Source organism: Allochromatium palmeri (genome assembly GCF_009720725.1).
GTDB classification, from domain to species: Bacteria; Pseudomonadota; Gammaproteobacteria; order Chromatiales; family Chromatiaceae; genus Thermochromatium; species Thermochromatium palmeri.
Genome location: NZ_WNKT01000014.1, coordinates 69578 through 79197, shown reverse-complemented (window position 1 = coordinate 79197; position 9620 = coordinate 69578). Strand labels below are relative to the sequence as shown.

Here is a 9620-nt window from a genome sequence, read left to right as displayed (position 1 = left end):
CGCCGGATCGACGGACGGGGCCGAGGCGGCGTGCTTGGCTTCGAGGGCTTCGAGCTTGGCTTTCAGGCGTGCATTGAGCTGCTGGTACTCGCTGACCTGCTGCCGGTAGAACACCAGGGCGAAGAACTCGCCCGGAGGGATACCACCACGGCGATAGCCGGGCGGGAACAGGAGACCGTTATGGACTTCCCAGCCATCCCAGGGCACGAAGCCGGCGAGGATGGCCAGGAGCCGGACGGCGGTCGGGTCCGGGTTGCCTTCGGTTCGCCAGCGCCGCCAGGTGCGCGACGACACGCAACAGGCCGCCGCCGCTTCCTCGTCGGTGAACCGGCAAGCCACCTGCAACGCGCCCAAGGTCGTTGGGTTGGCCGCGAAGCCTTCGGCGCGAAGCTCGGACTCCGACCAGTCCGACGCCGAGGACAACTTGGCCACAGCCTTGGTGGTCTTGGATGACGCGCGAACCCGCACCACGTCTGGCGTGGCAGCGGATTCAGGCGTCTCTGTGATTTCGGATAATGTATATGCCGTCTGCCCCATGGCCCTAGACAACCCCTGTCAATGACCCTACAGGGGAAATCTATATGACTCTGCAAGGCTTGACAATAGCGCAGGGGCATTTTTCGGGCGTATGCTTGCCCTAGAGAGTGACAAGCATCAACGGAGAAGGCATACCATGTCCTTTGGAAAGAACGTCCGGCGCATGCGCCAAGACAAGGGCTGGAGTCAGTACCAGCTATCGAATCGAACCGGAATCAAGGTCGGGCATATCTCCAAGCTCGAACAGGACGAAGGAGACCCGAAGCTCTCGACCCTATACAAGCTGATGGACGCGTTGGGGTGCTCGCCGGATTCGCTGTTGATGGACGTGGAGAAGATGAATCAAGACGCCATCCTCAAGCAGACCCTGGAACGAGCTATGAAACTGACCGAGTTGAACAAGGCGGCCATCATTGAAGTGATCGACGGGTATTGCCGGGCGTGCGGCATGGAACAGGCGTTCATCCCTGGGAACAACTTGCTCCGTCACTTCATAGCGCCCAGGGAGCGCCTGCCGATCGCGGAGGTATTGAAGGGAAGCCAGGACGCCGAACCCTGACGCCGCCCCGCCCAGCATCATGGGGCCCCGCACCCCATGATGCTGGCTCGGATGCAGCGCATTCACTCGCTCAATGGGCGGTCTTTTCGGGCTTGCGGTCTGATATGCAACTACTAATCAAGGCATGGCGACCGAGGCCCGCGCGAATGGGCGTCACAATTCCCATGCACCGACACAACGCGCGCTACCGTCCAATCCCTGGACTTCCGGAGGGCGAGACGGTTGCTAGGGCGTGCCGTCCGCCCCGTCCCTCGGGGCGGATTCACTGGGGCGCCTATTGGGACGCAAGACAGACCAAGCGGTAAGCCCGAACTCATCGCGCCCGTCATCTGGCGTGCAATCCGAAGGGGGCGCGAGTGGCTGATAGGAATTTTCGTCACCAGGGCGGAAGGTGAGCCGGTGCCAGGATTCAGCGTTGCAGCAACGGGAAATAGCGTCACTGTGCCGTTATGCGGTAACGCGACCATCAGCCGTTTGACTGATGAATTTCCGTCACTGCAACGTAAAAGACCCAGAGGGACAGAGCGAATATTCGTCACTGTGCCGTTATGCGGTAACGCGATCCTGGTAGAGCCATGACCGCGAGCGCACGCCCGCCGCCACCGCCCACGCCTTGGCCCAGCGTCCCGCGCCTGGATCGCCGCTCAAGATCGACCGATCGACCGCCTTGGATAGACGCCGCCAAGCATAGGCGCGCCGTTGCCACTGATCCCGCTTCATGAGGCCACCTATTTAAGGTCACTGTGTCGTTATGCAGTAACGCGACCATCAGCCGTTTGACTGATGAATTTCCGTCACTGTGCCGTTATGAGGTAACGTGATGCTCACGCTTCCCGTCCTTTTTTGTCACTGTGACGACCCGGCGCAGGATTTCACGCCGCACCGCCCGGACCTCTGGACGCCAGCAAAGCGCCCAGGCAACCCAGGCGACGACCACGCAGGGATCGAGGCCCAGGGCCTTGGCGGCACGGATCGCCAAGGCATCGAGAACGCGGTTCATGGCTCGCACTCTGGCCAAAAGACGGCCCATTGATCGCCGCTGTCATAGAGCGCCAAGACGACCAGGCCGGAGCGATCCAGACGCCGTGCGGCCCGCTCAGCCTTGCCGCGAGTCGGGTAGACCAGGGCCAAGGCCGGAGTGATCGCCCAGACGTTCACCTGAACCCCGGGGCGCGGTTCCTCGACCAGGCTCAGGAACTCCTGACGCTCGTTGCCGATGCAGAAGCCGACGCGCTTCATGGCGTCCCCCTGGACGATGTTGGCGGGTTTGGCTTGGAGAAGCCGGCCGGGAGCAAGCGCCCACGCGGGGCGTCCGGGCAACGGCGGCAGTCGAAGCAGAGCGCCGGCAGCAACAGCCGACCGACGACCCCACACGGGCGTTTCTTGGGTGCTTGCATGGTGTCGCCCTCAATGCCTTGGGGCCAACCGCGCCGCCGCCGCGCGGATGGTGTCCATATCAGAGACGGCCAGATCAGGCGGACCGTTGAGGAAGAACAGCCGCAGATCCTCGGCCGTTGGGTCATCCTCCCGCCAAGCCAACCAGTAAGGCGAGGGCAGGGCACGCCGACCACGCGGCCCAGACTGCCAGAGCATGGAGAGGTGCATTGACGTCACTGTGACGTCATCGTGACCGAGCGGCACGCGCTCATGCTCGACCAAGCGCCGCTTGGCGTGATCCCAGAAAGCCACGTTCATGCCGCCACCTCCGCAGGCCACCAGGGGCGGAACACATGCAACCCCAAGCGCCCCTCACGCAGGGCCTGATACAGGCGCTCCGTCTGGCGGTCGGCTTCTTCCTGGAAGGCCGTGTCCTTGACGCCGGCGTAGTAGTCGGGCCGGTCGGTCAATTCACGCTCGATGATCTGATCGGCAAACAGCGGATAACGGGCTTGGGCGCGACGCTGCAAGGCGGCACGGCGAGCCTTGGCGCGTGCCTCCTGACTCCAACGCTTGGGCGGTGGTTTATGCCGATTCCAGCAGAGCGAATACCCGCGCGGAAGCTCGCGGAGGGTCCGTTGATAGAGTCGCCGCAGTTCGCCAGGGCGCGCGCCGGCCGTCGCTGGAGCCTCGATCAGTTCCGAGGCCAGGACACGCGGTAAGCCTTGGGGCGGTTCACCATGCAGGGACCAACGGACTTCGTACTCTTGGATGACGGTCTTCGTTTTCATGCTGGAAGCTCCAGAGCATAGGGACAGGGAGAATCGGCGACCCAGCGCACGACGGGCCGCCCAAGATCGAAGCCAACCAGCCGCCAAGGAGAGGGCAGCCAATCGCCGAGCACGCGCGAGACCCAGCCGCCGCCCGGTGCCGGTCGCGGTTCGTCCTGCCAGTCGGGCCAGGCGTCCTTGACCCACTTGGGCGCACGCCACCAGGCGCACTTGGAACGCTCGACCGCCGTCAAGCCGCCCTTGCCGTGAATGCGGGAACCCTTGGGGAACGAGGGTTGAACCTTGCCGTCCTTGGTCCAGCCCTTGGAGGCGTACTTGGCCAGATAGCCGACCGGTTGACGCGCCCATTCCCATTTCGTATGGCCCCAGGGCCACCAGCCTTGTTTGTCGGGCTTGGGCAACGTGACGCCCAGGGGAAGCCAGATCAGGATGTGGTAATGCAGCCGGCCGCGCTTCTCGCCGCGCTCCAGCACCCAGACATAGGGCAGGGCCGGGAGACCCCGCCGCCGCGTCCATTCCCGAATGTGCTTCATCAAGGCCGACATCTGGTCGGGGCTGAACTCGTCTTCATCGCGATAGGTCAAGTGGAGCATCGCCGCCTTCCAGCGCCGCCCACTGGCTGCAAGTCGCTCCTGGATCAGGTTGGCGGCCGTGAGCACCCCCGAGCGCATCCGCTTGAGGCGTCCAAGGTGCGAATCGATGATGACCTGATGCGGACCCGTGCCCAGGGCATCGCCCGGGAGGCCCAGTGTTTGCGGGGCCGTGTCACTTGTTGAGAAAGAGACAAGCCCAGGCGGGACGGCTTCGCCGCCCGCCGAATCCGACCCGACGCGGACGCGATCAGCCATGGCGGGGACACTCCAGGCGCGCGCCGAGCGTGGCCAGTTCGCCGCCGAGGGTCTGGACCTGGACGGCCAGGGCCTGGAGCTGGGAACAGAACGCCGGATCGACGGACGGGGCCGAGGCGGCGTGCTTGGCTTCGAGGGCTTCGAGCTTGGCTTTCAGGCGTGCATTGAGCTGCTGGTACTCGCTGACCTGCTGCCGATAGAAGACCAGGGCGAAGAATTCGCCTGGAGGGATGCCGCCGCGCCGATAGCCGGGCGGGAACAGGAGACCGTTATGGACTTCCCAGCCATCCCAGCCGGCCCAGGGCACGAAGCCGGCGAGGATCGCGAGCAGCCGGACGGCGGTTGGATCGGGTTGACCGGTGGCTCGCCAGCGCCGCCAGGTGCGCACCGAGACGCAACAGGCCGCCGCGGCTTCGGCATCGGTGAAGCGACACGCCAACTGCAATGCGCCCAAGGTCGTTGGGTTGGCCGCGAAGCCTTCGGCTCGAAGCTCGGATTCCGACCAGTCCGATGCCGAGGACAACTTGGCCAAGCGCGCCGGATCGACGGCCAACTTGGCCACAGCCTTGGAAGGCGTGGACGAGGCCTGAACCCGCGCCACGTCTGGCGTAGCGCCCGATTCATGCGTCTCGATGATTTCGGATAATGTATATTATGTAAAGTCAAGCAGATTGGCCGTGTCAACAGCAGATGCACCATCGTGAGCGAGTCCGCGCCTTGACGGCGCGTCTCGCCCACTACCGGTCAGTAATCAATCATTCGGACGTGCCCGCAATAGCGCGACATGCCCACGATGATAAGCCAGCTCCAGTTGCAGATCAGGATGCTCGCGCGTCAGGTGTTCGAGCTTGTCGACCCGCAGGAACACCAGCTCGCCCGGCTTGGGCGCGCGATTGGGCGTAATCGCCTCACGATAGACGCTGAAGCTCGGCATCGAGGTGCGATAGACGACGGTTGGCAGTTCCGTTCGCTTAGCCATGAGCGCCGCCTCCTTGACTGGCGCCTGAAGCGTATCGAGTACGCGCGGCGCCACCTCACCATAGACCACCAGCGTCTGCACCAGCCCAATCAGCACCAGCCGCTGCCAGACCGGCGGACTCGACCAGCGCAGCATCAGCACCGTCAACAGCAGTCCGCCGAAGACCGCGATGCCGTATTCGAGCGTGATCCCGTGCCTCCCCTCTTCGAAGAGAATGACGTCATAAGGCCGGCTCGCCACTACCATGGCGACATCCAAGATAAAAGGCAGGGCCAGCAGCAGACCAAAGAAGACGAGCGGCGGCACAAAGGCCAGCCAGCGATTGGTCAGCACCTCACGATGACGCGCCATGAGAATGAACAGCGGCGTCGCGCCATAGAGCAGATAATGCGGAAGCTGTGTCCCGGAGAACGAGAAGAAGACGATCACCACCAGGAACCAGATCCACAGAAAACGATCGAGCGGATCGAGCCAGGCCGAGCGGTAGCACTTGAACAGACTCAGCATCCAGCCGGTGAACGGCAGCAGGATCACGAGCAGCATGACCAGATAATAGCCGGGGAAGCCGTGATGGCCGTGCATGGCCTCATCGAAGCGACCGAGGTTGTGATCGAGGAAGAAGCTTTTGAAGAAACCGGCGCCATCGTCAAAATAGATCGCCAGATACCAGGGGCCGGCCACCAGCAGGAAGATCAACCAGCCGAGCGGATTGAAGGCCGCGCGTAGCCAGTACCAGATCGCCAGCAGACTCGATTTCGACCAACGGATGCTCGACAGGACGAACAGCAGACTGACCACCACCGGGAAGAAAATGGCCACCGGCCCCTTAGTCAGAAACCCGAGCCCCATCCAGAGATAGGCGCGCAGTACGAAACGGCGACCGGACTTGGGATCGAGCGCCAGCCAGTAGCGATAGATTTCAAAAAACGTCAGCGCGATGAATAGATTGAGCAACGCATCGGCCACTGCCGCCTTGCCGATCAGCGACACCTGAAGGCTGAGCGCCAGCGCCAGCCCCGCCACGGTTGCTGTCGGTGCATCCAGGCGCTCGCGGACGAAGAACCACAGCGCCAGCACCCAGGCGCTTGCAGCCAGCGCGGATGGTAGTCGCAGCCCAAATTCGTCGAAGCCGAACACCTGGGTCGAGGCCGCCTGAGCCCAGTAGATGAGCACCGGCTTGTCGTAGCGCGGCTCGCCATCGCGGTGCGGCGTGATGTAGTTGCCGCTGGCGAGCATCTCGCGCGTGGCCTCGGTGAAGGCGCCCTCGTCGAGATCGTAGAGCGGCATCGCGCCTAGTTGCCAGAAGAAGCTCAGGACCACCACCAGCGCCAGCAGCGCCGGCGAGGTCATCACCCGCCGCATCAGACCACGCCAGCCATGTGGCTCAGCGTCCTTCATCGAAACCGCCTCTGTATTCATTGTTATGACACCTTCCAGCCGGCCGCATCGGGATCGGACTCCCAGCGGATACGATGATGGGTGTGGTCGCCGGCGGCATAGAAGGTCCGCGTCATCAGCTCAGCGAGCACACCAGTTGTGAGAAATTGGATCGAGACGACGAGAAACAGGATCGCTACGAACAGCAAGGGCCGTTGTCCGATCGATTCGCCCAGGATGAATTTGACCACCAGCAGGTGCGTCATCATCAGTCCACCGAGCGTGCCGAACACCAGGCCGATGGAACCGAAGAAGTGCCCTGGACGTGCCCCGAAACGCAGAAAGAAGAAGGCGGCCAGCAGATCGAGCAGCACCCGGAATGTGCGTGAAATTCCATATTTGGACACCCCGAACTGACGCGCCTGGTGATTGACCTCGGCCTCGCCGATGCGCTCGGGCGCGGTCACGGCCGCCACCCATACCGGAATGAAGCGATGCATCTCACCGAGCAGACGCACCTCGCGGATGACCTCGGCACGATAGACCTTGAGGCTGCATCCGTAGTCATGCAGTGCCACGCCCGTCACCCGCCCGATGAGCGCATTGGCCAGACGCGACGGGATCTTGCGCAGCAGCAGATCGTCCTGACGCCGGCGCCGCCAGCCCTGCAACAGATCCAGATCACGCTTCAGCAGCGCGTCGACCAGACGCGGGATGTCGGCCGGATCGTTTTGGAGATCGCCGTCGAGCGTGGCGATCAGCTCACCGCGCGCTGCGTCGAGTCCAGCCTGCATGGCCGCTGTTTGGCCGAAGTTACGTCGCAGCTGGATGACGCGCACATGGGAACCAAGGCGTTCGGCCAGAGTCCGCAGGCGCGCCGCCGTGCCGTCACGGCTGCCGTCGTCGACACAGATCAGCTCCCAGTCGCCGCGATAGTCTGCCAGCCCCTCGTGCACCTGCGTCAGCAGCGGCTCGACGTTGTCGACCTCCTGATAGAGCGGAATGACGATCGAGAGCCGGGGGCGCCGTTCGGCGCGCTCGGGCGTGGCAGTGGAGCTGGACATCGGACGGACAATCCTAGGATTCGGGGCAACACCACCCCATCGCGGGGAAGCTAAAGGGTCTGGGGGGAAAATTCAACACATGCGAACGCTTTCACACGATGGACACATGGTCATCAATCCTTCACAAGGCTCTGGTCTACTCATCTGCGTCGGAGCAGAATCGATTCACATCAGAGGATTCAGACCTAGCGGCTGCCTTGGCCTTTAGTGAGGCCGGCACCTGAATCACAGCGGCAAACCATCATGCACGCAAAATCCATATCGAAGCACGACCAGGCAAGCGAGTTCATGATCCAGGCTCGCGACACCCTGACCTACGCCCTGCAACCCATCGTCAACATCCATACCGGAAGCGTCTTCGGTTACGAGGCCCTGCTGCGCGGTTGGGATCGGTTGGGATTTGCGACCGCCCATGCTCTGCTCGATCAGGCCTGGATCCTGAACCTCTCGGCCGCGCTGGACGCGATGCTCGGCACCCTGGCGGTCAGCCGCTTCGCTGCGTTGCCGAACGCACCACGCTACCGGCTGTTCTTCAACCTGGATCCGCATCTGGTCGACACCGATCATGGCCGATGCGCGCTCGAATGGCTCGTGCCGCCCGGCTTGAGACCCGACAATCTCTGCCTCGAACTCTCCAGGCGCGTCGACCACAGCCTCCACCCCGACCTCGGGGTCATGATCGCCGGCTATCGCCATTACCGGCTCCATGTCGCCATCGATGACTTCGGCGACGGACACTCTGGACTTCGCCGGCTCTATGAGCACCCGCCCGACCACATCAAGCTTGATCGCTTTCTCATCCAGGACATCGACACCGATCACCGCAAACGCTCGATCATCGCCAACACGGTGCAACTGGCCCATCAGCTCAACGTCCAGGTCATCGCCAAGGGCATCGAGACCGAGGGCGAACTCCTGACCTGTCGCGAGATCGGTTGCGATCTGGCCCAGGGCTATCTGATCGCCCTGCCCCAGCTCGATCCGGGCGCCCTACTCCCCGATTACACCCTGGTCGCTGAGATCCACCAGCGCAACCAGCGCGAACTGCCCGGCGATCTGGGACTGATCGAATCCTTCCTGGAGTCCATTCCGCCGATCCGCGTCAGCGAGGGCATCGCGCGACTGTTCGAGGCGCTGCGGCGCGACAAGCAGCATCACATCGTCCCGGTGCTCGACGAGGCCGATCGTCCGCTGGGACTGGTGCACGAATCCGACATCAAGGACTTCATTTATTCGGCCTATGGGCGCGACCTCATCGTCAATCGTGCCTTTGCGCGTCAGGTGTGCGACTTCGTCCAGCCCTGCCCGCTGGTCGACATCCATGATCCCATCGATCGGCTGCTGGAGGCCTATTCAGCCGCCGCCGACACGGCCGGCGTGCTCATCACCCGCGATGGATGCTATCAGGGGTTCATCTCCGCGACCTCGCTGCTCAAGCTCGTCGAGCAGAAGAATCTGGCCGTGGCACGCGATCAGAATCCATTGACCAAACTCCCCGGCAACAAACCCATCCATCGTTTCGTCTCGCGCGCGATCAGCGAGCGCGACCACAGCTGGCATCTGGCCTACATCGACTTCGACAACTTCAAGGCGTTCAACGATTACTACGGCTTTCGGCGCGGGGATCGCGCCATCCAGCTCTTTGCCGACCTGCTGCGCGCGGAGCTGGAGCAGCACGGCTGGTTCGTCGGGCATGTCGGCGGGGACGATTTCTTCGCGGGGATTCAGGATGCGCCGCTGACGGCGGTGCTGGAGCGGCTCGAATGGCTGCTGGAGAAGTTCCGGATCGACGTCCAGAGTCTCTATGACCCCGAAGATCGCCGGCGCGGCCATCTCCAGGCCAAGGACCGCTATGGTCAGCTCCGGGAGATGCCGCTGATGCGCTCTAGTCTGGCGCTGCTTGAGATCCGTCCGGGCGACGACTACAGCGATGGCGACGAACTCGGCCGCACCATCGCCCAACTCAAGCATGCGGCCAAGCAGAGTCCTTCCGGGCTGGTGCTCCAGCGCGAGCCAAACGGTCCGGCGCACGTCATGCCGACGGTCGGACTGGACGAGTCAGACGCGCGTTGCACGAACACCTAAGGC

At 63.2% G+C, this 9620-nt stretch carries 12 protein-coding genes; 2 read left to right on the top strand and 10 right to left on the bottom strand.

The window, feature by feature from the left end; genetic code table 11:
* Positions 1-537, bottom strand: a 537-nt coding sequence (locus GJ668_RS08715; RefSeq protein ID WP_222930766.1) for a hypothetical protein, incomplete at its 3' end; no start/stop codon positions are given.
* Positions 538-673: 136 nt separating this feature from the next.
* Here GJ668_RS08715 and GJ668_RS08710 point away from each other — a divergent pair.
* Positions 674-1096, top strand: coding sequence for a helix-turn-helix domain-containing protein (locus GJ668_RS08710; protein ID WP_186342983.1), 423 nt, complete (start codon positions 674-676; stop codon positions 1094-1096).
* 546 nt (positions 1097-1642) lie between these two features.
* On the opposite strand, the gene GJ668_RS08705 is transcribed toward GJ668_RS08710, so the two are convergent.
* From GJ668_RS08705 to GJ668_RS08665, 9 genes are all read right to left on the bottom strand, one after another.
* On the bottom strand, positions 1643-1816 hold the full coding sequence (locus GJ668_RS08705) for a hypothetical protein (protein WP_155449756.1): 174 nt from the start codon (positions 1814-1816) through the stop codon (positions 1643-1645).
* An 85-nt stretch (positions 1817-1901) separates the two neighbouring features.
* Positions 1902-2096: a hypothetical protein gene (locus GJ668_RS08700; protein WP_155449755.1), complete on the bottom strand. Its 195-nt coding sequence runs from the start codon at positions 2094-2096 to the stop codon at positions 1902-1904.
* Positions 2093-2335 (bottom strand): hypothetical protein, encoded by a 243-nt coding sequence (locus GJ668_RS08695; protein ID WP_155449754.1) that lies wholly within the window; start codon positions 2333-2335, stop codon positions 2093-2095. Before GJ668_RS08695 ends, GJ668_RS08700 begins: the two co-directional genes overlap by 4 nt.
* Positions 2336-2503: 168 nt before the next feature.
* Positions 2504-2791, bottom strand: a complete 288-nt coding sequence (locus tag GJ668_RS08690) for a hypothetical protein (RefSeq protein WP_155449753.1) — start codon at positions 2789-2791, stop codon at positions 2504-2506.
* Complete coding sequence (locus tag GJ668_RS08685; RefSeq protein WP_155449752.1) at positions 2788-3264, bottom strand: hypothetical protein; 477 nt, start codon at positions 3262-3264, stop codon at positions 2788-2790. The genes GJ668_RS08690 and GJ668_RS08685 overlap by 4 nt, the downstream gene beginning before the upstream one ends.
* Positions 3261-4112: a rolling circle replication-associated protein gene (locus GJ668_RS08680; RefSeq protein WP_155449751.1), complete on the bottom strand. Its 852-nt coding sequence runs from the start codon at positions 4110-4112 to the stop codon at positions 3261-3263. Before GJ668_RS08680 ends, GJ668_RS08685 begins: the two co-directional genes overlap by 4 nt.
* Positions 4105-4644 carry a hypothetical protein gene (locus GJ668_RS08675; RefSeq protein WP_186342982.1) on the bottom strand — a complete coding sequence of 180 codons (540 nt, stop codon included), beginning with the start codon at positions 4642-4644 and terminating at the stop codon, positions 4105-4107. The genes GJ668_RS08680 and GJ668_RS08675 overlap by 8 nt, the downstream gene beginning before the upstream one ends.
* Positions 4645-4863: 219 nt before the next feature.
* A complete protein-coding gene (locus GJ668_RS08670; RefSeq protein WP_246194736.1) occupies positions 4864-6510 on the bottom strand; it encodes an ArnT family glycosyltransferase in 1647 nt (548 codons plus the stop codon).
* Positions 6511-6512: 2 nt separating this feature from the next.
* Positions 6513-7532, bottom strand: a complete 1020-nt coding sequence (locus tag GJ668_RS08665) for a glycosyltransferase family 2 protein (protein ID WP_155449749.1) — start codon at positions 7530-7532, stop codon at positions 6513-6515.
* Between the two features lie 288 nt (positions 7533-7820).
* Here GJ668_RS08665 and GJ668_RS08660 point away from each other — a divergent pair, with 288 nt between their 5' ends.
* Positions 7821-9617 carry a GGDEF domain-containing protein gene (locus tag GJ668_RS08660; RefSeq protein ID WP_155449768.1) on the top strand — a complete coding sequence of 599 codons (1797 nt, stop codon included), beginning with the start codon at positions 7821-7823 and terminating at the stop codon, positions 9615-9617.
* Positions 9618-9620: the final 3 nt, after the last annotated feature.

Coding starts and splice junctions, on each gene's coding strand:
- GJ668_RS08710 (WP_186342983.1), top strand. CDS start 674: ATGTCCTTTGGAAAGAACGTCCGGCGCATGCGCCAAGACAAGGGCTGG.
- GJ668_RS08705 (WP_155449756.1), bottom strand. CDS start 1,816: ATGAAGCGGGATCAGTGGCAACGGCGCGCCTATGCTTGGCGGCGTCTA.
- GJ668_RS08660 (WP_155449768.1), top strand. CDS start 7,821: ATGATCCAGGCTCGCGACACCCTGACCTACGCCCTGCAACCCATCGTC.
- GJ668_RS08700 (WP_155449755.1), bottom strand. CDS start 2,096: ATGAACCGCGTTCTCGATGCCTTGGCGATCCGTGCCGCCAAGGCCCTG.
- GJ668_RS08685 (WP_155449752.1), bottom strand. CDS start 3,264: ATGAAAACGAAGACCGTCATCCAAGAGTACGAAGTCCGTTGGTCCCTG.
- GJ668_RS08690 (WP_155449753.1), bottom strand. CDS start 2,791: ATGAACGTGGCTTTCTGGGATCACGCCAAGCGGCGCTTGGTCGAGCAT.
- GJ668_RS08680 (WP_155449751.1), bottom strand. CDS start 4,112: ATGGCTGATCGCGTCCGCGTCGGGTCGGATTCGGCGGGCGGCGAAGCC.
- GJ668_RS08670 (WP_246194736.1), bottom strand. CDS start 6,510: ATGAATACAGAGGCGGTTTCGATGAAGGACGCTGAGCCACATGGCTGG.
- GJ668_RS08695 (WP_155449754.1), bottom strand. CDS start 2,335: ATGAAGCGCGTCGGCTTCTGCATCGGCAACGAGCGTCAGGAGTTCCTG.
- GJ668_RS08665 (WP_155449749.1), bottom strand. CDS start 7,532: ATGTCCAGCTCCACTGCCACGCCCGAGCGCGCCGAACGGCGCCCCCGG.